Source organism: Bradyrhizobium iriomotense (assembly GCF_018129405.1).
Classification (GTDB): Bacteria; Pseudomonadota; Alphaproteobacteria; order Rhizobiales; family Xanthobacteraceae; genus Bradyrhizobium; species Bradyrhizobium iriomotense_B.
This window is the reverse complement of the sequence record NZ_JAFCLP010000027.1, coordinates 50,754-77,730: the sequence shown is the minus strand read 5'-3', so window position 1 is coordinate 77,730 and position 26,977 is coordinate 50,754. Positions and strand designations below refer to the sequence as shown.

28 protein-coding genes and 1 tRNA gene are annotated in these 26,977 nt (G+C 65.5%); 17 read left to right on the top strand and 12 right to left on the bottom strand.

The window, feature by feature from the left end:
• From JQ592_RS34845 to JQ592_RS34835, 3 genes are all read right to left on the bottom strand, one after another.
• Positions 1–599, bottom strand: a 599-nt coding sequence (locus tag JQ592_RS34845) for an Hpt domain-containing protein (protein ID WP_211407229.1), incomplete at its 3' end; no start/stop codon positions are given.
• A gap of 75 nt (positions 600–674) precedes the next feature.
• Entirely contained in the window at positions 675–962 is a 288-nt protein-coding gene (locus JQ592_RS34840) for a hypothetical protein (RefSeq protein WP_211407228.1), read from the bottom strand.
• A 48-nt stretch (positions 963–1,010) separates the two neighbouring features.
• A complete protein-coding gene (locus JQ592_RS34835; RefSeq protein ID WP_211407231.1) occupies positions 1,011–1,430 on the bottom strand; it encodes a response regulator in 420 nt (139 codons plus the stop codon).
• A gap of 521 nt (positions 1,431–1,951) precedes the next feature.
• On the opposite strand from JQ592_RS34835, the gene JQ592_RS34830 reads away from it, so the two are divergent.
• The 4 genes from JQ592_RS34830 to JQ592_RS34815 all read left to right on the top strand — a co-directional run bounded on the left by JQ592_RS34830 (position 1,952) and on the right by JQ592_RS34815 (position 4,525).
• Entirely contained in the window at positions 1,952–2,662 is a 711-nt protein-coding gene (locus JQ592_RS34830; protein WP_211407227.1) for a Crp/Fnr family transcriptional regulator, read from the top strand.
• A 194-nt stretch (positions 2,663–2,856) separates the two neighbouring features.
• Complete coding sequence (locus JQ592_RS34825) at positions 2,857–3,555, top strand: Crp/Fnr family transcriptional regulator (RefSeq protein WP_211407230.1); 699 nt, start codon at positions 2,857–2,859, stop codon at positions 3,553–3,555.
• 144 nt (positions 3,556–3,699) lie between these two features.
• Complete coding sequence (locus tag JQ592_RS34820) at positions 3,700–4,077, top strand: Hpt domain-containing protein (protein WP_211407226.1); 378 nt, start codon at positions 3,700–3,702, stop codon at positions 4,075–4,077.
• A 199-nt stretch (positions 4,078–4,276) separates the two neighbouring features.
• A complete protein-coding gene (locus tag JQ592_RS34815) occupies positions 4,277–4,525 on the top strand; it encodes a hypothetical protein (RefSeq protein ID WP_211407225.1) in 249 nt (82 codons plus the stop codon).
• A gap of 51 nt (positions 4,526–4,576) precedes the next feature.
• On the opposite strand, the gene JQ592_RS34810 is transcribed toward JQ592_RS34815, so the two are convergent.
• On the bottom strand, positions 4,577–5,200 hold the full coding sequence (locus tag JQ592_RS34810; RefSeq protein WP_211407224.1) for a helix-turn-helix domain-containing protein: 624 nt from the start codon (positions 5,198–5,200) through the stop codon (positions 4,577–4,579).
• Positions 5,201–5,537: 337 nt separating this feature from the next.
• On the opposite strand from JQ592_RS34810, the gene JQ592_RS34805 reads away from it, so the two are divergent.
• From JQ592_RS34805 to JQ592_RS34795, 3 genes are all read left to right on the top strand, one after another.
• Entirely contained in the window at positions 5,538–6,701 is a 1,164-nt protein-coding gene (locus tag JQ592_RS34805; RefSeq protein ID WP_211407223.1) for a hypothetical protein, read from the top strand.
• A 355-nt stretch (positions 6,702–7,056) separates the two neighbouring features.
• Entirely contained in the window at positions 7,057–7,482 is a 426-nt protein-coding gene (locus JQ592_RS34800; RefSeq protein WP_211407222.1) for a hypothetical protein, read from the top strand.
• A gap of 285 nt (positions 7,483–7,767) precedes the next feature.
• Positions 7,768–8,982 (top strand): EAL domain-containing response regulator, encoded by a 1,215-nt coding sequence (locus JQ592_RS34795; protein ID WP_211407221.1) that lies wholly within the window; start codon positions 7,768–7,770, stop codon positions 8,980–8,982.
• Positions 8,983–8,993: 11 nt separating this feature from the next.
• Here the strand turns inward: JQ592_RS34795 and JQ592_RS34790 are convergent, their stop codons facing one another.
• Entirely contained in the window at positions 8,994–9,854 is an 861-nt protein-coding gene (locus JQ592_RS34790; RefSeq protein ID WP_211407220.1) for a DMT family transporter, read from the bottom strand.
• Positions 9,855–10,011: 157 nt separating this feature from the next.
• Between JQ592_RS34790 and JQ592_RS34785 the strand changes: the two genes are divergently transcribed.
• The gene (locus JQ592_RS34785; protein WP_211407219.1) at positions 10,012–11,370 is read left to right on the top strand and encodes a PLP-dependent aminotransferase family protein; all 1,359 of its coding nucleotides are present in this window, start codon (positions 10,012–10,014) and stop codon (positions 11,368–11,370) included.
• Positions 11,371–11,383: 13 nt separating this feature from the next.
• Here JQ592_RS34785 and JQ592_RS34780 read toward each other — a convergent pair whose 3' ends face one another.
• The 3 genes from JQ592_RS34780 to JQ592_RS34770 all read right to left on the bottom strand — a co-directional run bounded on the left by JQ592_RS34780 (position 11,384) and on the right by JQ592_RS34770 (position 14,318).
• Entirely contained in the window at positions 11,384–11,989 is a 606-nt protein-coding gene (locus JQ592_RS34780; RefSeq protein WP_211407218.1) for a GDYXXLXY domain-containing protein, read from the bottom strand.
• Positions 11,986–13,257, bottom strand: a complete 1,272-nt coding sequence (locus tag JQ592_RS34775) for a DUF2157 domain-containing protein (RefSeq protein WP_211407217.1) — start codon at positions 13,255–13,257, stop codon at positions 11,986–11,988. Before JQ592_RS34775 ends, JQ592_RS34780 begins: the two co-directional genes overlap by 4 nt.
• Positions 13,258–13,403: 146 nt before the next feature.
• On the bottom strand, positions 13,404–14,318 hold the full coding sequence (locus JQ592_RS34770) for a LysR family transcriptional regulator (RefSeq protein ID WP_211407216.1): 915 nt from the start codon (positions 14,316–14,318) through the stop codon (positions 13,404–13,406).
• Positions 14,319–14,457: 139 nt separating this feature from the next.
• On the opposite strand from JQ592_RS34770, the gene JQ592_RS34765 reads away from it, so the two are divergent.
• From JQ592_RS34765 to JQ592_RS34735, 7 genes are all read left to right on the top strand, one after another.
• A complete protein-coding gene (locus JQ592_RS34765) occupies positions 14,458–15,474 on the top strand; it encodes an ABC transporter substrate-binding protein (RefSeq protein ID WP_211407215.1) in 1,017 nt (338 codons plus the stop codon).
• A complete protein-coding gene (gene rutB / locus JQ592_RS34760) occupies positions 15,471–16,211 on the top strand; it encodes a pyrimidine utilization protein B (RefSeq protein WP_211407214.1) in 741 nt (246 codons plus the stop codon). Before JQ592_RS34765 ends, rutB begins: the two co-directional genes overlap by 4 nt.
• Positions 16,208–16,594: a pyrimidine utilization protein C gene (gene rutC, locus JQ592_RS34755; RefSeq protein WP_211407213.1), complete on the top strand. Its 387-nt coding sequence runs from the start codon at positions 16,208–16,210 to the stop codon at positions 16,592–16,594. The genes rutB and rutC overlap by 4 nt, the downstream gene beginning before the upstream one ends.
• 1 nt (position 16,595) lies before the next feature.
• Positions 16,596–17,396 carry an ABC transporter permease gene (locus JQ592_RS34750; RefSeq protein WP_211407212.1) on the top strand — a complete coding sequence of 267 codons (801 nt, stop codon included), beginning with the start codon at positions 16,596–16,598 and terminating at the stop codon, positions 17,394–17,396.
• Between the two features lie 34 nt (positions 17,397–17,430).
• A complete protein-coding gene (gene rutD, locus JQ592_RS34745) occupies positions 17,431–18,222 on the top strand; it encodes a pyrimidine utilization protein D (RefSeq protein ID WP_211407211.1) in 792 nt (263 codons plus the stop codon).
• Entirely contained in the window at positions 18,219–19,028 is an 810-nt protein-coding gene (locus tag JQ592_RS34740; RefSeq protein ID WP_211407210.1) for an ABC transporter ATP-binding protein, read from the top strand. The genes rutD and JQ592_RS34740 overlap by 4 nt, the downstream gene beginning before the upstream one ends.
• 289 nt (positions 19,029–19,317) lie before the next feature.
• Positions 19,318–20,388 (top strand): Bug family tripartite tricarboxylate transporter substrate binding protein, encoded by a 1,071-nt coding sequence (locus tag JQ592_RS34735; protein ID WP_211407209.1) that lies wholly within the window; start codon positions 19,318–19,320, stop codon positions 20,386–20,388.
• 70 nt (positions 20,389–20,458) lie between these two features.
• On the opposite strand, the gene JQ592_RS34730 is transcribed toward JQ592_RS34735, so the two are convergent.
• Entirely contained in the window at positions 20,459–21,439 is a 981-nt protein-coding gene (locus tag JQ592_RS34730; RefSeq protein ID WP_211407208.1) for a Bug family tripartite tricarboxylate transporter substrate binding protein, read from the bottom strand.
• 79 nt (positions 21,440–21,518) lie between these two features.
• Positions 21,519–23,159: an FAD-dependent oxidoreductase gene (locus JQ592_RS34725; RefSeq protein WP_211407207.1), complete on the bottom strand. Its 1,641-nt coding sequence runs from the start codon at positions 23,157–23,159 to the stop codon at positions 21,519–21,521.
• Between the two features lie 109 nt (positions 23,160–23,268).
• Here JQ592_RS34725 and JQ592_RS34720 point away from each other — a divergent pair, with 109 nt between their 5' ends.
• Positions 23,269–24,180 carry a LysR family transcriptional regulator gene (locus JQ592_RS34720; protein ID WP_211407206.1) on the top strand — a complete coding sequence of 304 codons (912 nt, stop codon included), beginning with the start codon at positions 23,269–23,271 and terminating at the stop codon, positions 24,178–24,180.
• A 35-nt stretch (positions 24,181–24,215) separates the two neighbouring features.
• Here the strand turns inward: JQ592_RS34720 and JQ592_RS34715 are convergent.
• Positions 24,216–24,305, bottom strand: a tRNA-Ser gene (locus tag JQ592_RS34715).
• A gap of 137 nt (positions 24,306–24,442) precedes the next feature.
• Between JQ592_RS34715 and JQ592_RS34710 the strand changes: the two genes are divergently transcribed.
• Positions 24,443–25,306, top strand: coding sequence for an alpha/beta fold hydrolase (locus tag JQ592_RS34710; protein ID WP_211407205.1), 864 nt, complete (start codon positions 24,443–24,445; stop codon positions 25,304–25,306).
• Between the two features lie 236 nt (positions 25,307–25,542).
• On the opposite strand, the gene JQ592_RS34705 is transcribed toward JQ592_RS34710, so the two are convergent.
• The gene (locus tag JQ592_RS34705) at positions 25,543–26,676 is read right to left on the bottom strand and encodes an ROK family protein (protein WP_211407204.1); all 1,134 of its coding nucleotides are present in this window, start codon (positions 26,674–26,676) and stop codon (positions 25,543–25,545) included.
• Between the last annotated feature and the right edge of the window lie 301 nt (positions 26,677–26,977).

Here is a 26,977-nt window from a genome sequence, read left to right as displayed (position 1 = left end):
GGGACCGGCGCTTCGATCGCGGTCTCGCGGAAGGCGCGCTCGAGCTCGTCGAGCGAGACTTCGCCGGGGCGCAGCGGGCGCTCCAGGGTCTGCTCGATCAGCGAGCCCGTGGTCATCTCTTTTGCCGGCGCGGCGGCCGGGGCTTCCGGCACCAGCGGCGGCGCCTCGGCGACGGGAGCGGCGCCGGCCGGCATCGGCTGCGCCGAGCCTGACATCGCGGCCATACCCTGCTCGACCATCGCTTCCAGCTTGTCGATGAGATCGCGGTCGGTGCCCTCGGGCTCGGCTTCGGTCGCCTCTAAGCCAGCCAGAATCTCCTTGATGCGGTCGATCGAGGACAGGATCACCGTCACCGCTTCGGCGGTGACCGGCATGCCGTCGCGGAATTTGCCCATCAAGGTCTCGCCGGCATGCGCCAGCGCTTCGAGCCGCGGCAGGCCGAGGAAGCCGCAGGTGCCCTTGATGGTGTGGACCAGGCGGAAGATGTTATCCAGGATCTTGGCGTTGTTCGGCTCCTGCTCGAACTTCACCAGCTGATTGTCGACGGTGTCCAGGCTCTCGCTGGTCTCCGTCAAAAACTCCCGCAACAGATCATCCATGGGATACGCCTTACTGAACTGGACTTCGACGCCCGAGCCGCGCCTGGAATCGGCGGAAGTCTTCGCTTTAGATCGTTAGACAACCCCTTTCACGGTCCCGTTAATTTCATCCTCCGTGCTAATACGGATATTGAAGACAAGTTTGCGGTTCGCACCGCATGCGCCGACGCTTTTTGGCGAGACCGGCACCGCGGCGTGACGGCAACTAACGTTGGGTAAACGTGCCGGTAAGGGCGGCACGGTGCGCGCGAAAAAGCTCTGCCCGTGAAGGACGATAGGCACAGCTCGCGTGAGATCGGCGGCGGCCGGGAGTGCTCGCGCGATCATCGCTTCGTGCTCTGCCACGATCGGCAGGGTCTGCATTTGTGGTAAACGAACGCTTACCCCGCCGCCGATGCAACCGGTGTCGCGCTAACCGAGGCGCGCGGCCGAGGCGACATCGTCGGGACGGTGCTCCGCGAGGCAATCGTTGATCGCGGCGAGCAGCGCGTACGGCGTGAACGGCTTGCGCAGACAGCGTGACGCGCCGAGCTCGAGCGCCATCCGGAGGAAGTCGGGCGCGGGTGAACTCAGATTTGCGAATGCGTAGCCGGACATCGCGATCAGCGGAATGGCGGGCGCGCGCTCGTGGAAGACCCTGACCGATTCGAAGCCGCGCATGTGCGGCATGAAGATGTCGACGATCATCAGATCGAACTGTTCGTGTTCGAGAGCCCGCAGTCCTGCTTCGCCTCCTTCGGCAATCGTCACTCGAAAATGGTTTCGCTGGAGATAGACCTCCATGGCCATGCACACCATCGGGTCGTCGTCGACAACGAGAATATGGCGCAGACCTTCTGTCCCCGTTTGAATTTCCCGTTTCGGCGATTCAATAATTGAACCGTGGGACACGCCGTTCTCCTCTGGTTTGGATCGAAGTATTGACGGTTGCGAACGCCGGTGGCGGAGCCGGGAAAAAGGCGACGACGGACGCGAAATATGCGGCAGCGTCACTGAAGGGCGCGAAGCAATCGCTGGCGATTGATGTAAGTTGGTGGACAGGAGAGAGTGCGCGGATCGCCCGACGTCCAATGGCATTGGCAACGCAATGAGTGCCGCCGACCGAAAGCTTCCGGCTCATCAAGGCCCCCCTGCCGGTTCTTCCCGACTGGCGACATTGGATTGCACGCCAGCCGCGTGCGCGAATCAGCACGCAACCCGTATTTCGGCCGCAAATGCGCCAGCGTGTCTGCCCTCTAACGGGTATATGGACACTACCACAACCTCTGGAATATGATTTATTTGCCGTGCAACTGGATGACGGAAAGGGCGCGGCTCCGATCGTAGCTTGAACGCATTGAAGTTGATCCGGCATGACCGCAAGCGGCCGCCCGCCCAATCAATTGTTGCAAATGCTCGACGCGGCAGATTTCGATCGGCTGCGTCCCCATCTGGCGACGGTCGAAATGGTCAGGGAATCTGTCCTGGGCGAAGCCGGTGCTGCGCTGAGATATGTCACCTTTCCGCACAGCGGTTCCGTTTCGGTCTCGGTGAGCTTGTCCGAAGGACAGACGATCGAGGTCGCGATGCTGGGGCGCGACAGCGTCGTCGGCAGCGGCGCGGCGCTTACCGACGGCATCGCCCTGGCAAACGCGGTCGTGCTCTTCCCCGGCAGGGCTTCCACGCTGGAAGTCGCGGCATTCCGGACGATCGCGGCCGCAAGCCTGCCGTTTCGAAGCCTGATGGTGCGCCATGAGCAGGTCCTGCTTGCGCATGCACAGCAATCGTTGCTCTGCAATACGCTGCACCCGGTCGAGGCGCGGCTGGCGCGCCGGCTGCTGCGAGCCCGGGATCTGTCCGACAGCGCAAGTCTCCCGCTGACGCAGGAAGCGCTGGCGCAGATGATGGGCGTGCGGCGCAACGCCATCTCCCTCGTCGCGCATGCGCTGCAGCGGGCCGGCGTCATCCGCTACACCCGCGGGCAGATCGAAATCATTGATCTGCCCGCGCTGAAAGCGACGTCCTGCGACTGCTATTCGGCGGTCAGGGCGGCGCATTCGCGCCTGCTCGGGACGCCGCCGTGACGCGAGCCGGGCGCGGCCACCTGCATGCCGTGGTGAACACAGTGCCGCAGGCGCGATCGATCACTTGCACCCGGACATCTTGTCCCAATTGCCAATATATCCCGACGTGAACATGATGGAACTTACCCGCGTCGGGAGCAATTTTGCTTGCCGCGACTCACTGATGCAGGAGACGGGAGGCAGCTTTGGAAACGATGGTGCGCCCATCCAACGGTTTCCTGTCCGCGCTGTCGGCGGACGACTATGACCTGCTCCGCCCATACCTGCGCACGATCGAGCTGCCGCATGAGGCCGTGCTGGTCGAGACCGGCGAGACGCTCACGCGCGCTTACTTTCCGCACCGCGGCGTCATCTCGCTGGTGGTGAAGCTCGCCAAGGGCGAGCATGTGCAGGTCGCCATGATTGGCCGCGACAGCGTGCTTGGTGCGCTCTCGGCCATGGGCGATGCATGCGCACTGAGTACGGCGATCGTGCTGGTTCCCGGCACCGCATCCGTGATGGACCTCGACCGGCTGCGCGTCGCGGCCGACCAGAGCGGCACCCTGCGCACCTTGCTTACGCGTCACGGGCTGGCGGTCTACGCACAGGTCCAGCAGACTGCGGGCTGCAATGCCACCCATCCCGTGGAATCGCGGCTGTCGCGCTGCTTGTTGCACACCCATGATCTGTCCGGCGACTACCGGCTGCTGCTGACCCAGGAGGCGATGGCGCAGATGATCGGCGCGCGGCGCAACAGCGTGTCGCTGGTCGCCAACACCTTGCAGCATGCCAATTTCATCCACTACAGCCGCGGGCACATCCAGATCCTGAACCTGGACGGCCTGCGCCAGACGGCGTGCGAGTGCTACGCCACGGTGAAGACTCAGTATGACCGGCTGCTCGGCCAACGCTGAGTGGCACGTGGTAAACCTGCGGCTAACGGCGGCCCGCAAACACCTTCCGTCCTGCTACCGGAACTGAAATTCAAATGCCGTAGACACGGGGCGAGCCGCGCGCCGCATGCGCCGCGACCAACGAACCGTGACCAAGGCGAGACTATGTTTGACGCGACCGTTGCGCCCGCGCAGGGAACCTTCGATGTCGAGCCTGCGCGCGAGCCGGGAGCGTACGCTGCGCTGGTACGCGAGATCGGCGAGGACGGCGCCGGTGAAGTGCGCGCCGTGTTCTGGAGCGAGACCTGCGCACGCCTGCAGCTGTTCCGCACGCTCTCGCTGGCGCAGCAGCACGCCAAAATCGCGCGCGAAGCCCATTCGCTGAAGAGCGCGGCGGGAACGTTCGGCTATGTCAGGCTCGCGGCGCTGGCGCTGCGGCTGGAGAAGACCGCGGAGACGCTCGGCGAGACCGAATTCCGTGATCTCGTCGACCGGATGGATGCCGCCTACGCCGCCGCCCGCGCGCAGGAGCCGCAAGGCTGAAGCGCGATGAGATTTGGGTGAATCGCCATCGCGCTTTGGTTTGTTGTTTGCGCATGATCTATCCGGAAAACCGCTTCGCACTTTTCCGGATCATGCTTTAGCGCGGCCCGCGCTAAACCCGCCGTACTTCTACGGTTTGTGATTTTTAGAGATGGCTAATCATAGGTGGCGATAGTCGCGGGAAACCAGGAGGGTTTCCATGTTCACCTATGAGACTGCGGACCAGAAGGAGGTCCGTCGCTTCCGCATCGCCCAGTTCAACGGTCGGATGGCGACCGTGAAATCCGGCGAGTCGACGGTGACTGGCTTCGTACGCTCGGTGCTGGAGCAGGAATCGAGCATCCCTCCACGCTGGACCATCACCATCATCCCGAACGCGCCGAAGGAAGAGCTCAGGCCGCTGCGGCCCGCATCGCGCGCGCGTCCCTTCGCTGAAGATTATTTCTGACCGCGATCGGGCTCCTCCAGCCCTCGCCGCCGGCGGCGGAAGACGAAAACCTCAATCGATCGAATGCAGCAGCGCCGCGCGGACGAGATCCGCGGTGTTGCGCGCACCGAGCTTGCGCATCGCCTCGGCGCGATGGCTCTCGAACGTGCGCGGACTGATCTGCATCCGAAGCGCACCCTGCTTGTTCGAATACCCCTCGCTGATCAGGCGGAGCACCTCGCGTTCGCGCTTGGTCAGCCGTTTCTGGCCCGACAGGCCGATCAGTTCGGCGCTCGGCACGCGCTGGGCTTGCTGTGCGCGAGGGGCGTTCGATTCAGCGTCTTCGATCCGGGACGGAATCGGCGAGGCACCCTTGTGGGGACCGGCGAGCTGCTTGACCAGGCCGCAGACGCGCTCGGTCTGCGTCAGCGCATTCTCCACCACGCGCTGCAGATAGGCGCGATCGGCCGCGACGGGCGCGAGCTGATCGCTGTGATGCTTGATCTCGCCCATATAGAGCAGGAGCGCAGTCAGGGGACCGTTGAGCTCGCGGGCGATAGCGGCCGCCATTTCGTCGGCCGCTTTGGCACGGGCGGCGTTCAGGCGGACGAAATCGAGCTCTTCAGCTGGAGCAGTGCTGCTTTCGTGCCATTCCGACGGCCGCGAATCGGCGGCCGTATCATTCTGTGACCCCATGTGACCTGTTTAGCGGAACCGGGGCCGGTCTGTGGTTAACTTTTTGCTCCGTAAGACTACGGTGATTTTGGCAGTTTTGCGCTAAAACGTCGGCACCGGCACAATTTATGCTTGCGCGAGGCGTGCTTCGACCATGCAAGGGTTGAGAACCTTCGCCCAGATCCCCGGCAAACAGGCCGAAGCCTCCTCGATCGCCGCCCAGCCGGAGGCCCGGCCCCCGGATTTTACGGATTAATTAACGGCGACTTGCTTCTCTAGGTCACGATTGAGAGCGCGCAAATGCCTCCATGCATTGGGCCGGTAGGCCAGCTGGAATCGTTGCGGAAGATTGCGTGCCATGAACGAGATCGATCGGCTGTCGGAATTCCTGCAGAGGCTGACGCCGCTGTCGCGCAGCTGTCTGCTCAGCGAGCTCGAGCGACTCGAGCTGTGCGGCATCGACATGCCCGGCTCGGCCGAGATCCTGGCCCGCCTGCGCGCCGAATTTCGCAAGGACGGATCGACCCAGGCACGCGCCACCAGCCCCTCGCGCTATTTCTTCGCGCCGCTCGAGCTGCTGCTGATCGACGGCGCGCCCGAGCATGCCAATGCGGGACGCATCTCGCGCAATACCCTCACCCCGATCTGGGAGTGGATCTGCCGCGACCTGCTGCCGACCATGGCGCGCGACTACGTCAAGGCAATCAACGACCAGGTCGCCGCCAACAACCCGAAGGAAGTGCAGAAGATCGCGTCGAGCTTCCAGACCAAGGTCATCAAGGTGCTCGAGAACACCCTTGCGTCAGCGGAGAGCGCCGAGATCGCCCGCGGCAAGCTCGCGCAATACACGGCCTCGCGCACCGCCTTCGACGACGTCAGGAAGATGCAGCACGTGCTGCGCGCCGGCGACGCGCTGCCGAAATTCAACGAAAAGCTGCCCGAGAAGATCGCGAAGTTCGACGACGGCCAGGTTGCCCAGGTCACCGCGCAGCTCGATGCCTTCAGGAAGTCACATCCCGAGGCGCTGCCCTACGCGCTGGCGCTGGTGGCGCGGCGGCTGAAGACGTCCTGGCAATTGGTGCGCCTTGCCACCAAGGCCGCCGCGAGCAAGGCCGCCGCCGACGTCGCCGCCACGCCCTATTCTAGCGTCGTGCCCATGGTGCTCGACCGGCTCGACGACAAGCGCCTCGCTCTCAGGGTCGCGCTCCGGCACAACCGGGTGCTGGTCGCCCGCGACCTGCTCGCCGAGATCTACGACACCGAATATGCGCTCAAGGTCCGCATCGACGGCATCGAAGCCAGCGAATGGGGCATCCGCCTCCAGCAATTGATGGACGCGATCGCAGCGCTGGTGTCCGCCGAGGTGAGCCGCTTCCCGTCCAATGTCGGCCACATCCTCGGCTCGCGCCGGCTGCGCAGCCACGACACGCTCGGCGGCAAGCTCTCCTACCTCGCCTGGAAGGGCCGTGACGCCGTGCAGGACGGCGCGGCGGCATTTCGGAAATTGATCGGACAGACCTAGATCGGGGTTCGGCCGCGAAGGGCCACGTTGCGCGCGCGACTAACGCGGCAGGCACAGGAAGCGATCCATAAATCGCCCTGACAGCACGAATCTGAACCACCAATACATCATTCGCCGCATCGACATAGCTGTAATCCTAAACACAGCCCACCACCGGCTGAGCGGAGCAATAGCGCAGGCGCGGCAATGCACATGTGATGTGCTTCACATTTGCATCGTCATGCCGGCGCGCATTGTCGCAGAACCGTCACGAGCGAAGCCGGAACTTGCGCGTATCGCGCGAAAATGAGTTCTTCGGCCATGCCATCGCTCCTAGTCTCCGATGCACAGCATGAGCATTGGGAAGGACTCCGCGATGAGGTCGAACCGACGGATGATGACGATGGCCGCCCTGCTGACGGTCGCGCTGACGCTGACATCGACGACGATGGCGCAGACGTCGCCGCCGCAGGGCGATGCGGCGCCCACCGCGGACAACGCGGTGCTGCTCACCATCTTCTTCAAGCACGACCAGTCCCGCCCTTTGAACGAACTGAATGCGCAGCTCGACAAGCAGGGCTTCCGCAAGGCGTTTCCGCCGCCCGGCATCGAGGTCGTGAGCTGGTACGTGATGATGGGCATCGGCCAGGTCGTCACGCTGCGCCTGCCGGCCTCGCGGCTGCGCGAGGTCAATCGCGTCGTCGAGGATACTGCGTGGGGTCCCTACCGCACCGAGTTCTATCCGACCTACGACTACAAGGCAGTCGGGATGGCTCAACACGACAAGGCCACCGGCAATTGATACCGCCGTTATTCAATTGGGCGAAACGCGAACGGCTGCGTCCTATTGCAGGACAGCGACCTCGCGCCAGCAACTCGCCGCATCGTTCGAGATTCTTCCGCGATGACGGTGTCACGCAGCCGTCATGTGCGGCCAGACGTAAAAACTTCTCCAACGAGATCCGGACAATTTTAGATGTGGTGCGCGCTTTAACGTTACCCAGATAATTCAACAATCGGCTGAAGCTCTCCATATTTGAAACTGCTCCCGTCGCTAACACCGGTCGCGGAACGGGAGTGGTTTGCGATGAACGATAAAATTGTTGAGCTCGCCGGACGAAGGACCAAAACCTTCGGGCGGCGAAAGATGACGCCGCGCGCTTGCGTCGCCGACAGCAAGCGCCATTTGCGCGCCTTCATGAGCGAGGTTCTGGAGGACCTCGGCTTCGTCACCAGCGAGTGCGCCAGCTCCGACGAGCTGCAGGCGATGCTGACCAATGAGCTGCCGGACCTGATCCTGCTCGGCATAGCCGCCGACGGCATCGAGCCCGGAAAATTCCTGGAGATATTGGTGCGCGAGTCCTTCGACGGCAAGGTTCTCGCCGTCGGCGCCCGCGAGTCGATCATCGTCAGGGCCGTGCAGCAGGTCGGCGAGGAATATGGTCTTGCGATGCTGCCGCCGCTGACCACGCCCTTTGCCGCGGAGACGCTGCGCGAGCGCGTCGCGATGCTGCTGCCGGAGGAGCCGGCGCCGAGCCCGGCCGTGCATGTCGGCGAGGCCCTGCATGCCGGCTGGCTCGAGCTCTGGTACCAGCCCAAGATCGACGCGAGGACACTGATCCGCAGCGGCGCCGAGGCGCTGGTGCGGATGCGGCATCCGACCTGGGGCGTGGTGCCGCCCGCCTATTTCATTCCCGAAGCGGACGATCCGCATCTGCGCAGCCTGTCGGAATTCGTGATCGAGCGTGCCGTGCAGGACTGGCACTATCTGCTGGAGCGGCAGGGTCCCGTCGATCTCTCGATCCATCTGCCGGCCTCCTACCTGAAGGAGCCGCAGGCCGTGCGCGATCTCTGCCGCCGTGTGCCGACGCATCCGGCCTTCGGCGGACTGACGGTCGAGATCGACAGCGAGGAGGCGATCCGCGACCTCGATCTCCTCGTCGAGGTCGCCCGCGAGGTGCGCCTGCACAATATCGGCCTGTCGATCGCCAATCTCGGCGCCAACTGGCCCTCGCTGATGGACCTCGGCAAGATCCCCTTCATCAAGCTGAAGGCGGACCGGCACTTCGTCACCGGCAGCGGCGATGATCGGCTGAAGCGGACGGTGTGCCGCCACATCGTCGAGCTTGCACAAGGTTACGGTGTCGGCGCCACCGCCGAAGGCGTCGAGAGCCGCGCCGACCTCGTCGCCGCGAACGAGCTCGGCTTCGACCTCGTGCAGGGCTTCCTGTTCGGCAAGCCGATGCCGCTGAAGAAATTCGCAAAGAGCGCGCTGGCGCGAACGGTGATGGGACAGGCCTGAGGCTTTCAGCCTCAGGCGAGCCGCCGCGCGAAGAAGACGCAGACGACCACGAGTGCGGTCGCGGCGATCATGCTCCAGGCGACCGGCTCGTGCAGCAGGAAGCCGGCGAGCGCGAGGCCGAAGAACGGCTGCAGCTGCTGCAACTGGCCGACGCGGGCGATGCCGCCAATGGCAAGCCCGCGATACCAGAAGATGAAGCCGACGAACATGCTGAAGACAGAGACGTAGGCGAGCCCGATCCAGGCGGGCGCGCCGACGCCGCTCCATGCCGGCGGCCAGGTCAGGGCCACGACCGGCACCATCAGCGGCAGCGCCAGCAGCAGCGCCCAGGAGATCACCTGCCAGCCGCCGAGACGGCGCGACAGCGCGGCGCCTTCGGCATAGCCGAGCCCGCACAGCACGATCGCGGCGACCATCAGCAGATCGCCGCTGAGCGAGGGGGAGCCGTCGCTGGAGAGGGCGAAGCCGGCCACCGTCGCGCTGCCGAGGATCGCGAACAGCCAGAACAGCGGCTTTGGCCGCTCGCCGCCGCGCAGCACGGCGAAGACCGCAGTCGACAGCGGCAGCAGCCCGATGAACACGATCGAATGCGCGGAGGTGATGTGCTGGAGCGCGAGCGCGGTCAGCAAGGGAAAGCCGACCACGACACCGATCGAGACGATGATGAGCGAGGCGAGATCACGCCGCTCCGGCCGGGTTTGACGCAGCAGGAAGAGCACGGCCGCACCGATCAGCGCGGCAATGACCGCGCGCGCCGAGGTCAGGAACAGCGCGGAGAAACCGCCGACGGCCACGCGCGTTGCCGGCAGCGAGCCGCTGAAGATGATGACGCCGAGAAGCCCGTTGCCCCAGCCGCTGCCCGCCGATTGCATGTCCACCTCTTTTTGGGACGGCGATCTTCGGCCTTCCGCGGTGGCAGGGACAGCGACAATACAGTACAATTCTGGCAAACTGTATTGATATGGAAGGTCATACACTTTGAGCGACGCGCCAACAAGGGGCCGCAGCGGAACGCGGACGACCGATGTGATGAGCGCGATCCGCGCCAGGGTCGCCGGCCGCGCGCTCGGTGCCGGCGACCGGCTGCCATCGATCCGCGGTCTCGCCGCGACGATGGGCGTGTCGCCCTCCACGGTGGTGGAAGCCTATGATCGCCTGGCGGCCGAGGGCCTGATCCGCGCCCGCCGCGGCTCGGGCTTCTATGTTTCGCCGAGCGTCATGCCGCCGCTTGCGTTGACCGAAGCCGAGCCGCGCCGCGACCGCGCGGTCGACCCGTTCTGGGTGTCCAGGCAATCGCTCGATGCCGACGACAGCGTGCTCAAGCCCGGCTGCGGCTGGCTGCCGCCGGACTGGATGCCGGAGGACGCCCTGCGCCGCGCCGCGCGCGCACTCGCTCGCACGGATGCGAGCGTCTTGACCAATTACGGCTCGACATCCGGCTCGCCCGCTCTGCGCCGGCTGCTGCTGAAGCGGCTGGCCGAAGATGAAATCGAAGCCACGATCAATCAGCTGATGCTGACGGGCTCGGGCACGCAGGCAACCGACCTGATCTGCCGCTTCCTGCTCCGCCCCGGCGACACGGTGCTGGTCGATGACCCCTGCTACTTCAATTTTCGCGCGCTGCTGCGGGCCCATCAGGCCAGGATCATCAGCGTGCCGTACACGCCGTCGGGCCCGGACGTCGCACGCTTCGAGCAGATCCTCGGCAGCGAGCGGCCGCGGCTCTACATCACCAATTCAGCGCTGCACAACCCGACCGGCGCCACGCTCTCGCTGCAGACCGCGCACCGGCTTCTGACTTCGGCCGCCGCGCACGATCTCACCATCGTCGAGGACGACATCTTCGGCGACTTCGAGCCGGAGCGCTCGCCGCGCCTTGCCGCGCTCGACGGGCTCAATCGCGTGATCCGCATCGGCAGCTTCTCCAAGACGCTGTCGGCCTCGGTGCGCTGCGGCTACATCGCAGGCCGCGCCGACTGGATCGAGCAACTGGTCGACCTCCAGGTCGCGACCAGCTTTGGCGGCCCGAGCCCGGTTGCGACCGAACTCATCGCAAACGTGCTGGCCGGCGGCAGCTATCGCAAGCACATGGACGAGCTGAGGCAGAGGCTCACGCGCGCGCGCCGCGACATCGCGCGAAAACTTCAGGCCCTTGGCATCCAGCCCTGGCTGATGCCGCGCGGCGGCTTCTTCCTCTGGTGCCGCCTCGCCGATGGGCAGGACGCCACCGCAGTGGCGCGCGCCGCGCTCGAAGAGGACGTCGTGCTCGCACCCGGCAACGTGTTCAGCGTGTCGCAGACCGCAACGAGCTTCATGCGGTTCAACGTGGCGCACATGAACGAGCCACGGATGTGGGACGTGATGCGGCGGGCGCTGAAGACAGCTTGAGGCGCATCGACGCTTAGTACCACGGCTCCTCATACACCGGCTGGCCGTCGAGCAGCAGCCGCTTGATGGCGGCGCGGCCTGAGGGCAGCACGGCGGCGACGACGCGCAGCTTCTGCTGATTGCGGGCCTGCTCGAGCGTCCTGCCCTCGCCTTCGGGCACGAAATAGCTTTCGAGACCGTATTTGATCGTCAGCTTGTCACAGAAGATGGGGCTGGTCGAACCGCAGGAATGGCTGACGCGGCCGCGAATCAGGATTTCGGGAGCCGTGACGGGGACAGGCTCGGCATGCACCGAGACGGCCTCGTAAAGCCCGTTGGCATTGGGCGCGAGCCGGACGAAAACGACGGGATTGCGCGTCCCGGACGGCTTCCCGGTGAGGCTACCTGCCGGCAGCTGCGAGATGTCGTAGCGGAGCACGACATAATCGCCGCGCAGGAGATCGCGGGGATCGACGGGCTGGGTCTGCAGGGTCACCTCGCGGCCGTCGCGCAGGATCTGCATGCGATCGGCGACCATCAGAACCAGCAGCACGCATTGGATCAGGATGGCGGCACCGAACAGCACAGCTTTCGGGATGCGCTGCCAGAACGCGGTGACGGATGCGATCAGCTCGGTCATCGCTCGGCCCTCGGCAGCATGCGATTGAGCGCGGTTGCAAAGGCGACGGCCGCGACGCCCGCCGCCGCGAGGAAAGCCGAGCGACGCAACAGCGATCCCTTCACCGCCCAGGTGATGCCGGCGATGACCCCGGCAATCCCGAGCCAGCCGGCGACGATGCGCGGACGCACGTCATCGAGCATGCCGGAGACGACGAGACAGAGCATGGCTGAGAGCAGCGCGGCATAGGCAAACCAGGATTCGCCGGCCATGGATGCCGGCCAGACCGGCGCTGCGAGCAGGACTAGCCCGATCGCACATGCTGCAAGGACTTCACCTGCGCGCCTGGTGATCCCAGCGGATGCCAGCGCAAGGACCACACCGGCAATCCCGCACGCAATGGCCCAAAGTGGCTGGCCCGCACCAGAACCGGTCCGGAAGCGGACGATGTCGTCGACTGTCGTCACCTCCAGGAACGCGGCGGCGGCCAGTGAAAACCCGCCGTAAATCGACAGGACGCTGCCGAGCCGGAGCGCCCTCGGCGACGGCGCGGCGGCGATCGCGAGCCCGGCGCCGAACAGCAAGGCCGCACCGTTCGCGAGCACGAATGACGGCTGAGCTCCGTCGAATTCGAAGCGAAGCGACGTCGCGATCCACCACGGCAGCACCGCGATCGCGACGAGGTGGGCGGCGACGCGGGAATGCCAGGCTAAGGCGAGCGCTGCGGCGAACAGCCAGACCACTGGGAATGGAAGATGCAGGACATCAGGCGCATCATAGACGCGCATGCAGGTCCAGACCGAGGCCGCCGCGAGGCCGACCGCAAGCGCACCGCGCGAGCCGGTCAGCACCGCTGCGGCAAGCGCGCCGATCGACCACAACAGCATGCCGCCGGCAAAATCTTCGCCGAGATGATACATCTGGCCGACCAGCGCGATGCCGGCGCCGAAGATGATCGCACCGATGCTCGCACAGAGATCGGCGAGAACGGTGCGCCCCGTCGCGGCGAACCAGGCGCCGAGGCCGCCGGCGACGGCCATGCCGGCGATCAGGATCGCAAACCGCATCAGCCGCGCGATCTCCGTCCAGTGCGCCGCGACGAAGGCGAGGAAGGCGGCGGCGATCAGGAGGCCGCCGACGATGGCGACGACCACGGCGATGTTGATACCGGGCGAGGTTGGCGGCAGCGCATTGCGGATGGAGGCGGCGGCCGCGGGCGCAATAACGCCATCGGCTTCCCATTGCGCAAGATCAGCTTCGAGGCGCTGCCGATAGGCTTTGTCGAACATCGTCGTGAATTACCTGACTGCCTGCCAGCGGCTGGCTCCGTGCCCTCCGGCGGGCTGTTGCTGGGTCGGCCCCCACCGCTGGCAGGTTCAACCTTTATCATCGCTCCGGTGACTGGGCACCGGAGCGTCGGTCGCTGCACGGCACGTTAGCCGCTCCGCTCGCGGATCGCCTGCGCGCCCGCCAGGATGCCGCGCTGGAGCGCGCGCGCGGCCGGCGAGAGGTCGCGGCCGATGCGCCAGATCAGATAGAGCTCGCGCTCGATCACGGGCTCGACCAGCTTGCGCCAGGTGAGCACGGGATGATCCGCCTCCGGCCAGGCGAGACTCGGCAGCGGGGCGACGCCGACCCCGGCTTCGACCAGCGCCAGCAGCGTCGCGGGATGCTCGGCTTCATGGATCGGCGTGCCATGTCCAAGCTCCGCGAAGCCGCGCTCGATCTCGAGCCGGATTCCTGTGCCTGACGCCATCACCACGAGGCCGGCTTTCGACGCTTCCGTCCAGCTTACGGCGTCGCGCGCGCTGAGCGGATGATCGCGGCGCATCACCAGCGCGAAATTGTCGACCAGCAGGCGCGAAGCGTCGAGCTCCGGATCGTCACCGGGCACATTGGCAATGCCGAGATCGACATCGCCGCCGCGCAGCGCCGCAAAGATCTGATGCCGCGAGATCTCCTTCAGCGTCACCGCGACCATCGGATGCTCGCGCTGGAATGCGGCGAGCACACGCGGCATCAGACGCAGCGCCACCGACGGCACGCAGGCCACCGTGACGTGACCGCGGCGGTGCTCGCGCAAATCGCGCAGATCCTGGAGCTGGCGATCGAGATCGGCCAGCAAACGCTGGATGCCCGGCATGAAATCCGCGCCGACCTTGCTGAGCTGGAGCTTTCGCGTGGTGCGGTCGAGCAGCCGCACCCGCAGGTTTTCCTCGAGCTGACGCACCGCCTGGCTGACGGCGGATTGCGACATCCCGAGTGAGCGCGCCGCCGCGCTGAAGCTGCCGGTCTCGACGACGCGGACAAAGGCGCGGAGCTGTTTCAGGTCGAGCTGATCTATCATCATTGCTTATAAATATATCTCTCTATTCCGGATTGTTAATGAAAATCTCCAATGCAAGGATTTTGGGCGAAGACCGGGAATGATCATCAATTGAGCAGCCGGCGAGCTAACTCGTTGTTCTGACAAGTCAAAGGACTGGGACGTGATCAACAGACGCGACCTCATGAAGTATTCGCTGCTGGGCGCGGCGACGGCGCCGCTGGTCGGCCTCAACACCCCGGGCTTCGCGGCCGGCAGCAGGGTGGCCATCGCCGAGGCGCTGCGGCTCGGCATGTACAACTCGCTTTATGTCGCCGCGGACAAGGGACTGTTCGCCAAGCATGGCCTGGACGCCGACCTCTCCACCGCCGGCGGCATCGCGCTGCCTGTGCCGATCCTGCTCTCCGGGCGCGGCCAGATCGGCGTGACCAGCCCAGGCATGTCGGTCAACGCGGTGCGCGAGGGCGGCAAGATCAAGAACATCGCCAAGATCGTCGGCGGCGTGTCGATGTGGGGCATTGCCAAGCCCGACAGCAAGATCAGGACGATCGACGATCTGCGCGGCAAGACCATCGCCACGCTGAAATTCCCGTCCTCGACCATCCAGGTGCCGACCTACGCGATCAAGACCATCGGCAAGTTCGATCCGAAGGAAGCCGGCGTCACCTTCCTCGAGCTGCCGCCCGGCGCGCAGGCCGCCGCGGTGAAGGACGGCCGCGCCGACATCGCCACCGCCTTCGAATGGGACGTCAGCATCGCCGCCGAACAGTTCGGCCTGGTGCCGGTGCTGTCCTTTGCCGACGCCCTCGGCTCGCTCTGCTTCACCACCGCGATGGCGACGGAAGAGACGATCGCGAGCAATCCGGCGGCCGTGCAGGGCTTCTGCAACGCGATCGCGGAAGCGCAGAAGCTGATGCACGAGAACAATGCGGTCTTCACCGAGGTCGCCGAAAAGTACTTCCCGAAAGTCACGCCGTCGGTGGTCGCGAGCGCAACGAAGAACTTCTTCGGCTCAAAGACCGCGATCCCGCGCAATCCCACCATCTCGGCGGACGAATGGGACCGCGCGATGCAGCTCGAACAAGGCGGCGGCGCGGTGCAGTCCGCACTTCCCTACGCGCAGATGGTCGACAACCGTTTTGCCGAGCAGGCCACCAGGCAGTTCGGTCTCGCGTCATGACGGTGGACACCTCGTCCGCGCGCGAACAGCGCTACGTCACGCTGCCGGCGCGGCCCGAGCCGCTGCGGCTCGCGGTCGACGAGACCGCATTGGTCGTCGTCGACATGCAGAACGCCTATGCCTCGCCGAACGGCTATCTCGACCTCGCCGGGTTCGACATCTCCGGCGCCAAGGCCGCGATCACGGCGATCCAGGATGTGCTGGGCGTCGCGCGCGGCGCGGGCGTTCCCGTGATCTTCTTCCAGAACGGCTGGGACGCGGACTATGTCGAGGCCGGCGGCCCGGGCTCTCCGAACTGGCACAAGTCGAACGCGCTGAAGACGATGCGCAAGCGGCCCGAGCTGCAAGGCAAGCTGCTCGCCAAGGGCGGCTGGGACTATGCGCTGGTCGACGATCTGCAGCCGAAGCCCGGCGACATCGTGGTGCCGAAGACGCGCTACAGCGGCTTCTTCAACAGCCAGTTCGACAGCATTTTGCGCGCCCGCGGCATCCGCAATCTCGTGTTCTGCGGCATCGCCACCAATGTCTGCGTGGAATCGACGCTGCGCGACGGCTTCCACCTCGAATATTTCGGCGTGATGCTGGAGGACGCGACGCATCAGGCCGGCCCCGACTACATCCAGAAGGCTTCCGTCTTCAACATCGAGACCTTCTTCGGCTGGGTCTCGAGTGCGAGCGATTTCCGCCGCGCCTTTGCCCAGACCGAAGCCGTTCCAGCCAAAGAGGATACGCCATGACCGACCGCGCCATCATTCCGCCGGACACCCACGCCCCCATCGCCCCGTTCTCGCCGGGCATGATGGCCGACAACGTGATCTACGTGTCGGGCACGCTGGCCTTCGATGCCAACAACGACGTCGTTCATGAGGGCGATGCCGCCGGCCAGACCCGGCACATCCTGGAGACGATCAAGCGCGTGCTGGAGACGGCAGGCTCGAGCCTTGCCGACGTCACGTTCAACTCGATCTTCATCACCGACTGGGCCAACTACGCCGCGGTCAACAAGGTCTATGCCGAGTATTTTCCGGGCGAGAAGCCGGCGCGCTACTGCATCCAGTGCGGCCTGGTGAAACCGGCCTGCCTCGTCGAGATCGCCTCGATCGCACACAAGAGGGCGTGAGGTGGCCGTGCTCGACGCCGGCCAGGCCGCGGCGACCGGCGGCGCACGCTTCAAGCTAACGCCTGCACTGAAGATCGCGCTGCTCCAGATCGCGCTGCTGGTCGCGCTGCTCGCGACCTGGGAACTCGCGATCCGGTTCGGGCTGATCGCGGTCTATCTCTACGGCCAGCCGAGCGGCATTATCGCGAAAGGCGCCAAGCTGATCGCAAGTGGCGAGCTGCTCCGCGACGCCGCGCTCACCGCATGGGAAGCCATCGCCGGCTTCCTGATCGGGACAGTGCTCGGCAGCGCGGCGGGGCTGTCACTGTGGCTGGTCCCGACAGGAGCTGCGGTGCTGCGACCTTATCTCGTCGCGCTCAACGGCCTGCCAAAAATCGCGCTGGCCCCGCTGATCATCGTCTGGTTCGGCATCGGCCTCTCATCAAAAATCGCGATCGCGGCGATCATCACCTTCATCGTCGCCGTCATCACTGCGCTCCAGGGCGCCAAGGAGGTCGACGCCGACCTCGTCAAGCTGCTGCGCTCGCTCGGCGCTTCGCGATGGAAGACCTGGCGCACCGTCATCGTGCCCGGCGCGATGCCGTGGATCGTCGCGGCCTTCCGGCTCAATGTCGGATTCGCCCTGATCGGCGCCGTGGTCGGCGAGTACATCGCCTCCAAGGAGGGCCTCGGCTACATGATCTACTATGCCGGCGTGCTCTACGACCTCAACGCGGTCTGGGTCGGCATCGCGACGCTGATGGCCGTGGCACTCTTGATGTACGGCGCGATCGACCTGATCGAGCGGCGCCTGCTGTCCTGATCCGCAACCACATCACTCCAATCGCTGGGACGTCATGGCTTTTGCACGCGGCAAGGATGCCGAGATCTATTACGAAGTTCACGGGCGCGGCACGCCGGTGCTGCTCTCGGCCGGCATGGGCGGCAGCGGCTCGTTCTGGGCGCCGCAGCTCGACGCGCTTGCGAGCCGCCACCAGGTCATTCTCTACGACCACGTCGGCACCGGCCGCAGCGGTGCCGGCTGCCGCAGCATCGCCGGCATGGCCGACGACATCGCCTGCGTGCTCGACCATGCGAACGTCGATGCCGCGCATGTCGTCGGCCACGCCATCGGCGGCATCGTCGGCGTCGAGCTGGCGCTGCGTCATCCGAAACGGTTGCGCAGTCTCGTCGTCGTCAACGGCTGGGGCCGCGCCGATCCGTTCCTGCGGCGCTGCTTCGAGATCCGGAAAACTCTGTTGAACCAATCCGGTCCGCAGGCCTATGTGCGCGCGCAGCCGCTGTTCCTCTATCCGCCGCAATGGATCTCCGAGAACATCGCCCATCTCGACGCGGAAGAAGAGAGGATCCTGAAGCACTTCCCCTCCGTCGCGACAATGAACCAGCGCATCGACATGTTTTTGGCGTTCGAGGGCGGCAGGCGCCTCAAAGGGATCAACGTGCCGACGCTGCTGTCCTCGGCAAAAGACGACGCGCTGGTGCCGGCCTATCTCACCTGCGAGCTCGCCGCCGCCATTCCTGGTGCGCGCGTGCATGAGGTCGATTGGGGCGCACACGCTTTCAGCGTGGTCACGCCAAAAATCTTCAACGACACGCTGCTCGACTTCTGCAGGGAGGTGGACCGATGAATGCGCTCGCGCAGAATCTTTCCGACGCCGCGCCGATCGTGCTGCGCGCCGAGAATGTCGGCGTCACCTTCGATGGTGCTGGCCGCCCGGTCGAGGCGATCCGGAAAGTGGATTTCGAGCTCCGCCGCGGCGAGACGCTGGCGATCGTCGGCCCTTCCGGCTGCGGCAAGTCCACGCTGTTCAACGCCATTGCCGGGCTGCTGCGGCCGACCCGAGGCCATGTCGAGGTCGGCGGCCGGCGCGTGGACGATGCCGCCGGCCATGTCGGCTACATGCTGCAGAAGGACCTGTTGCTGCCGTGGCGCAGCGTGCTCGACAACGTCATGCTCGGACTCGAGATCCGCAAGACGCCAAGACCTCGCGCGCGCGAGATCGCGCTGGAGCTGATCAAGGCCTACGGCCTCGCCGGCTTCGAGCATGCAAAGCCGGCTGCGCTATCCGGCGGCATGCGCCAGCGCGTCGCCATCATGCGCACGCTCGCCTTCGACCCGGAGGTGATCCTGCTCGACGAGCCGTTCTCGGCACTCGACTTCCAGACCCGCCTGCTGATGCAGGCCGACGTCTCCCGCATCATCGCCGAGCGCGGCAAGAGCGTGATCCTCGTCACCCACGACATCGGCGAGGCCATCGCCATGGCCGACCGCGTGCTGGTGCTGAGCGCGCGGCCTGCGACGGTGCGTGCGCTGCATGTGATCGAATTGCCGCGGGATGGCCGCGATCCCGCAGGCTTGCGCACCGACCCGCAATTCCAGGATTATTTTGCGAAGATCTGGGCCGATCTCGAGAAGCCGGCCAGCGTCGCTTGAGGGCGGGATAGCCAAAATGGCGAAAACAACCGACTGCAGGCGTGGCGTCGGCTGAGTCCAACGAACCATCTGAAGAGAAGGACAAAATTCAAAGTGCGGCGCACGCCGGATGGCGTTGGGTCTGAATCGGCGGCGAGCAGTTCCATGGCCTGAAGGCGATTCATCGATCTTTTCATATTTTGCAAAAGAGATGCTCAGACTGCGCCAATGGTTGGAGGAGACTCAAAGCTGTAACTTTCGGTCAACATGGCCGTAAACGGCCACACTGCAGCGAGGGAGGACTTCATCCATGGAATTCGGCGTCTTTGTCCTGACGCAGCAGCGCGGCTATCATCAGGGCAGCGGCCTGAGCGGTCGCCCCGGATCCACGGTGATGAGAGCGCTCCTGTGTCTCGTCGCCGCGACGACGCTGGCGCTCCAGGCGGGCGCCGCGGGAGCCCAGACGGCCGCGGAATCCTGGCCGAACCGCGCGATCACCTGGGTGGTGCCGTTCGGGGCCGGCGGCGTCACTGACCTCGTCTCGCGCAAGATCGCGGAGCTGCTGCGGACGCGGCTTGGGCAGCCCGTGGTGGTGGAGAACCGACCCGGCGCTGGCGGGACCATTGGGACGGAGTTCGTTGCTCGGGCCCAGCCCGACGGCTACACCGTGCTCTACGCCTCCGGCGGGCCTATGACGATCCAGCCGAACCTGGGGCTGGCGAGGCTCAACTACGACCCGCTCAAGAGCTACGTCCACGTCCGCGGCGTGAGCTCGGCGAACCAGATCCTCGTCGCGACCGCAGCAGCGCCCTACAGCACGCTGGCTGAGTTCGTCGCCTACGCGAAGTCCAACCCGGGCAAGGTCAATTTCGGCTCCCCCGGCCCCGGCACCGCCCAGCACCTTGCCGGCGAAATGTTCCAGGCGGCCGCCGGCATCAGGCTGACCCACGTGCCCTACAAGTCGGGCTCGAGCCAGATGACCGACATGATGTCGGGCATCCTAGACGTCTCCTTCGACTACCTCGCCGTGCTCAGGCCGTTGATCGACACCGGCAAGGTCAAGGTGCTCGGCACCACCGGCACGGCGCGGCTGGCCGCGCTGCCCGACGCGCCCACGGTGCTGGAGGCCGGCTACCCGGACGCCGTCAGTGTCGGCTCGACCTGGGTCTCGGTCCCGGCCGGGACCGACCCGAGCATCGTGGGCAGGCTCTCTGAGGCGCTGGCCGCCGCGCTCGCCGACCCCGCCATCGTCGCGGACCTCGCCGCCAACGGCCAGGTATCGATCGCCGACAAGGGGCCGACCGAGATGGAACCGTTCATCGTCGAGGAGACCGCACGCTACAAGCGGGTGATCGAGAGCGCGGGCATCGCCGCGCGTTAGCTCAGGCGCACGGCCGTGGACATCGCGCACGCGAAGGAGCGGTCGTCGGTGTGGTGGCGTGACAGCGAACCTAGTTCGCCTTGATCCCGGCCTCGCTGATGAGCTTGCCCCATTTCGTGCTTTCGTCCTGAATGAAGCGGCCGAACTGCTCGGGCGAGGTCGGCGCAGGCTCTGCGCCGAGAGTCCGGATCTTCTCCGCCACCGCGGGATCCTTCAGGGCTTTGGTGAAGGCTTCGTTCAGCCTGCCGATGACATCCGCAGGCGTGCCGGCGGGAGCAACGAGCCCGAACCAGCCGACGGATTCGAAACCCGCAATGCCGCTCTCGGCAAGCGTCGGCACGTCGGGCAAGGATGAAAGACGGCGCGCGGAGGAAACGCCGATCGCGTTGAGCTTGCCGTCGAGGATCAATTGCCGCGATGACGGAATGTCCAGCACCGCGAAAGGAACATGTCCTGCGAGAACATCGACCGTCGCCGGCGCGGTCCCGCGATACGGGACCAGCTCCATGGCGATCCCGGTCTTCTGCGTGAACAGCGCGGCGGTCAGATGCATCGCCGTCGAGTTGCCGCCATGCCCGATCGACAGCGCGCCCGGCTTGGCCTTGGCGAGCGCGATCGTCTCCGCGGTGGTGTGCGCCGGGATATTTGCGGAGGCGACCAGCACAAAGGGAATTTCCGCGAGCAGGGTGATGGGCGCGAGATCCTTCAGCTCGAACGGCATCGAGGAATTGAGGTGCGGATTCACCGTCAGCGCGCCCGCAGGTGCAACGCCGAGCGTGTAGCCGTCGGGCCTGGCCTGCGCGACCGCGGCCATGCCGATGTTGCCGCCGGCCCCCGCGCGGTTCTCGATCACCAGGCTCTGCTTGAGCTCGGCGGTGACGAGCGGCTCGAGCGCGCGGATGACGGTGTCAGCGCTGCCGCCGGGCGGGAAGGTCACGATGATCTTGATCAATTGCTCGGGATAAGCGGCACGGCCCGCCTCCAGCGGCAACATGGCGAAAGTCGCAGCCGTCAGCACGGCCAGGATGCGGCGCCTTGCAACGTGAAACACGTTCTCCTCCTCAGTGCGTTGTTGTTTTTAAAACACGGCCTGACGGGCTGCGCCGTCAAGCCATCCGCTTGAAGTCGCCTTACGCCGCAGCGCCGGTGATGCGCGCCAGCAGGCCCGGTGGATCTTCGGGCGCGGCCTGTCCGCGCCAGGCGATGTGCTGATCGGGCCGCGCCAGCACCAGCTTTCCAGCATAGGCGCCGTTCGCCTCCTCCGGCGCGATATCGACCAGCGCAAGCGGCACGCCGCGTTCCACCGCGGCAGATTGCAGCCGTGTCACATCGATCGCCGGGTCGAACCGCAACAATGTGTAGCCGGCGCCGAAGGCATCGTAGAGTGATCGTCCGTCGCGCAGGAACAGATGCGGCGCGCGGGCGCCCGGCACGGTGGAGGGCGTGAAGCTGCCCATCGCGTAAGGCGGCGGCGTCTCGCCGTCATAGGCGATGATCGGCGAGGCATCGTAATAGTAGCCGAAGTTGAGGCCGGCGCAGCAATATTGCTGCACGTTGAGATCGTAGGCCGCTCTCGCCAGTGCCGCGCGCGCGGCGTGGCCGCGCGGCGTGTCGTCCTCGATCTCCGCGGAGACGCCGCCGCGTTGCGCCATCATCTTCATCGCGTGATCCATGGCAAAGCGCGACACCTGCTCGGTGATGGGCTGGCGCTCCGCCTCATAGGCATCGAGGATCGCGGCCGGCGCCCAGCCGTTCAGATGCGCCGCCAATTGCCAGCAGAGGTCGACGGCGTCTGCAATGCCCGCATTCATGCCGTAGCCGGCATAGGGCATCCACAGATGCGCGGCATCGCCGCAGATGAAGACCCTGCGGTCGCGGAAGCGATCGGCCACGAGGCGACGCCCGACCCAGTCCTCCTTGCTGAGGACCTTGTACTCGAACCGGTCGTCGACGCCGAGGATGGCGCGGATCGACCAGTCGCGATCGACGGAGTCGAATTCGGGCTCGTCGGGCTTGAGATGATTGTGGATCAGCCAGCGGTCGTGACCGTCGATCGCAACCGTGGTGCCGGAGCGGCGCGGATTGAGCGAGAGCACCATCCAGGCCGGCTTGTGCGCGCCCATCAACTCTTTCAGTTGCGGCGCTTCGATGAATGTCGATTGCACGCGCTGGATCACCGGCGTGCCGGACAGGCTGGCGCCGATCGATTTGCGAACAAGGGAGCGGCTGCCGTCGCAGCCGATCACGAAGGACGCTTCGATGCGGAGCGAGCTGCCGCTGTCGAGATCGCGCGCGAGTGCGACGACATGGTCGCTGTGCTGGGCGATATCAGTGATTTCCGTGCGTGCCAGGATCTTGATCCGCGGCTGCGCCGCGGCATGGCTGAACAGGATCGGCTCGAGATAGATCTGGTTGATCCGGTGCGGCGGCTCGGGCGTCGGCCACCAGGTGTCGGGGCCGCCGGTCGCGCTGTAGCGTCGCGCGCGCGAGGGAATGTCGATGCGGCAGAGCTCGATGCCGGTCGCCGTGGTTCGATAGGAGCAGTCGTTCGGGAAGTCCTCAGGCAGGCCCGCATCGCGCAGCTTGGCGGCAACGCCGAGCCGGCGAAAAATCTCCATCGAGCGCGCCGACACGTGATTGCACTTGACGCTGGGCGGATCGCCGGCGTGACGGATCTCCGCGACGACGACATCGATCCCGCGCGAGGCGAGGTCCATCGCCGCGGTCAATCCGACGGGCCCCGCGCCCACCACCAGTACCTGTGTCCTCATGTTCGCTCCCATCCTCGCTGCGGATTCTCCGTCCGCGCAGCATGCATTTTATTGCAGGTCCGTTTATGCGATAAGCCGGAAAGAACTCATCAATTCATGAGCTTTGCCTATGAATGTCACCTTGCGCCAATTGCGGGCCTTCACGGGCGTGTACCGGACACGCAGCATCACGCGGGCCGCCCGCGAGCTCGGGATCACGCAATCGGCGGCGAGCCTGTTGATCCAGCAGCTCGAAGCCCAGCTTGGCGTCAAACTGTTCGACCGCTCCACGCGCTCGGTGCAGCCGACGCTGGCCGCAGACGAGGCGTTCCACGCCGCCGAACGCATGCTGAGCGATGCGCAGGGCCTGTCGCGCCGGATGCGCGACCTCGCGCAGGCCCGCGCCGGCCGCGTCGCGTTCGTCGCGTCGGCCGGCGCCGCCTCGGCGCTAATGCCGTCAGTGCTCGCAAAATTCCGCGCCAGCCATCCCGATATCGAGATCGACATGCGCGACGTTGCCGCCGACGATCTCGTGCCACGCCTGAGCACGACCGATGCGGAGTTCGCGATCGGCAGCGTGGAGGGCGAATTTGCCGACATGACGATCGAGACACTGACAAGCGGCCGCCTCAGCGCCATCGGCCGCCGCACCGCGGACTTCGCCGCGCGCCGTGCCCTCACATGGGACGAACTCGCGCAACTGCCGACCATCGCGATGCGCCGCGAGACCCGGATCCGCATGCAGATCGATCAGGCACTTAGCGCGCAGGGCAAGCGCCTCGATCCGACCTATGAAGTGACGCTGATCAACACCGCGCTCGCCATGACGGCGCAGGGCCTCGGCCTCGCCATCCTCCCGGCGACCATGCTGCCGGCCGACCAGTTTCCGACGCTGATCGCCAGACCGCTGGTGCGCCCCGCCCTCACGCGACCGGTATCGCTGCTGCAGCGGCAAGGGCGAACGCTGTCGCCGGCGGCGCAGGCGTTCGTGGCGACGGCGCGGATGGTGCTGGCGGGCCGAACGGCACCGGCATCAGGCTGATATTGCGGAGCTATTTGGAAGCGTCGTCTTTGCTATGGCGGAGAGGGAGGGATTCGAACCCCCGATAGGCTTGCACCTATGCCGCATTTCGAGTGCGGTGCATTCAACCACTCTGCCACCTCTCCTGAAGGCGCCATATAGGAGCAGCGGCCCCTGTGGTTGGGGGCGTTAATAGGCGAGGATGGCGGGCCAGACAAGGCGCGAAAGGGGAAAATCCGCTGCCTCTTTTCGCCCGCTATCCCTGCTTTGGGAAGGAACTGCCATGGAGCATCTGACGGTCAGGGCCAACGGCGCCGATTTCCACCTGGTTCGCACCGGAACGGGAAAACCACTGCTTTTGCTGCATGGATGGCCGGAATTCTGGCTGACCTGGGAGCCGGTAATGGCCCGGCTGGCGGACCGATTCACCCTGATCGCGCCTGACCTCCGCGGCTTCGGCGACAGCGACAAGCCGGACGGGCCTTACGGGCCGGACGGCCATGCCGCCGACATGCTGGCGCTGATGGACGGGCTCGGCATCGACCGATTCGGCCTGGTCGGGCACGACGTCGGCGGCGCCGTGATGCAGCCGCTGGCGCGGCAGGCGGCGAAGCGGCTCGCCGGGCTCTTCTTCTTCGATTTCGTTTATCCCGGCATCGGGCCGCGCATGGCGGCGCCGGACAGGCTCAACCACATCTGGTACCAGTCCTTCCACCAGATGGAGATGGCGCCGGCGCTGGTCGGGGCGAGCCGGGAGAGCTGCCGGCTCTATATCAGCCACTTCCTGAAGGGCTGGGCGCATCGGAAGAACGCCTTCGACGACGTCCTCGACGCCTTCGCCGACAATTACTTCAAGCCCGGCAATCTCGCCGGCGGCTTTGCGCATTACCGGGCCTCGCATGCCGGGCGGGTCGCGATGATGAAGGGCGAGGCACTACCGCTTCCGCCGATCATTGTGCCGACCTGCGTGCGCTGGGCCGAGCACGATCCGCTGTTTCCCTATGCGTGGACCGATCGGCTGTCCGAGACCTTCAGTGCGCTCGATCTGAAGATGTTTCCCGGCGTCGGCCACTTCCCGCATCGGGAAGATCCGGATCGCGCGGCGGCGGAGATCGCGGCGTTCTTTCAGCGTGTCGGCTGGAGCTGAGAGATTTCTTGTTTTGACGCGTTTTCCTGGCGCGAACCGGTGTCCACTTCGCTCGAAAACGCTCTGAAGAACGGGGTGGGACCGCCAGACGCGGTAAACACTGGCGGTCCCGTGCCGCTCATTGCAATGCTGGCCGGGAAGGGCGGCTTCGCCGGTCAGGGTGAGACGACGATTCGACCCTAGCGTGCAGCCCGCGCCCCGCAACGCAATCCGGTCCTTAACCTAACCGATCAAGGTTACTCCTTGTCGTTCTTACCTTTTTTCTTCCCGTTATCCGTGGAATCCCGGTCCTTGCCGTTGCCGCCGTTCTCCTTGCGGCGGTTGGTGAAGCGGGCATTGCCGAGCCCGGTGCCGATGGTGAGCACACCCCAGCGCTCGACATCCTGCATGAACGGCACCTCGGAGAGGCCCTGAACCACGCCGTCATTGTGCATCACGATCGCGGTGTCGTGCCCGCCGATCTCGGGGATGCCCTCGATCAGGCTCGCCGGCAGGTTGAACTTGCTGCTCTCCCAATTGCCCGGCAGGTTCTGCGCGCCCTTCTCGATCGAGCCGTCCGCGTTGATCACGCCGGGACAGGCGATGCCGATGAAGGGCGCGAGCTTGAAACCTTCCTCTTCGGCTTCGAGGATCAATCCCTTCAGCATCTTGGTGAGCCGCTTCACCGCGCCCTCGCGCGTCGGCTCGTCGTCGGCATGACGCCACAGCTCGGACTTCACGACCTTCGCCTTCGACAGGTCGTTGGCCTTCTTCCAGTTGGTCTCGACCAGACCGCAACGGATGTTGGTGCCGCCGATATCGACGGCGAGGATGCTGTCATGGGCCTCGAAGATCCAGGACGGCGCCAGATGCAGCGCGCCGAGCAGGCCGGCTTCATCGGGGTGATGGCGGATCGGCATCATGTCGATCTTGAAATCCTCGGATTTCAGGATGATCTCGGCACGCGCGATCGCGAGCTCGCCGAGCCTGGAATCGCGAAAGCCGCCGCCGACCACGATGCGCTCGGTCTTGGCCCAGGCCTTGGTCTTGAGGAAGCGCCGGGTGACGTAAGCGAGCTCCTGCGCAAAGTCCTCGATCGCGCTGTGCACCACCGCCGAAGCCTCGGTGTCGTCGCCGATCAGGATCGCGTCCAGCGTCTTCTTGCTGATGTTCTCCGAAGGCTCCTTGCCGAACGGGTCTTCGCCGGTCTTGCGCAGCGGCTTGCGCCAGCGGTCGAGGATGTCGCGAAACGCGCCCTTGCTGGCGCGGTCGCCGAGGAAACCATCCTCGTCCTTCATCTCGATGTTGAAGCTGTCGACGTCCACCGACGGCAGCCGCTCGGCGCCGTGATGGGCGATGCCCGTCGTCTTGACCAGTTCGTCTGTTGCCATGGGAGCCCTTGCCCGCCTACCTGTTCCGGCGGACTAACGGCGGGGGAACCGGTTTGTTGCAAAGCCGGCCGAGATTCGGCTGACGGCCGGCAGCGCGGCCAAATCCTTCAAATCCGGGCCGTTTTTGGCGGTTTTCCTTGACTTGCGGCTGTTGGCCGCTATAAGTCCCACAGCCGGCGCGGGGCGTTTCTCGCGCCGCTTGTTTTTGCGTGGGTTTTCAAAGGGATAGCTCCCACCCGCACAAAACGTACATAACCCATAGCGACTGACAAAAAGCCGACCCGGACGATGCTCGTCCCGA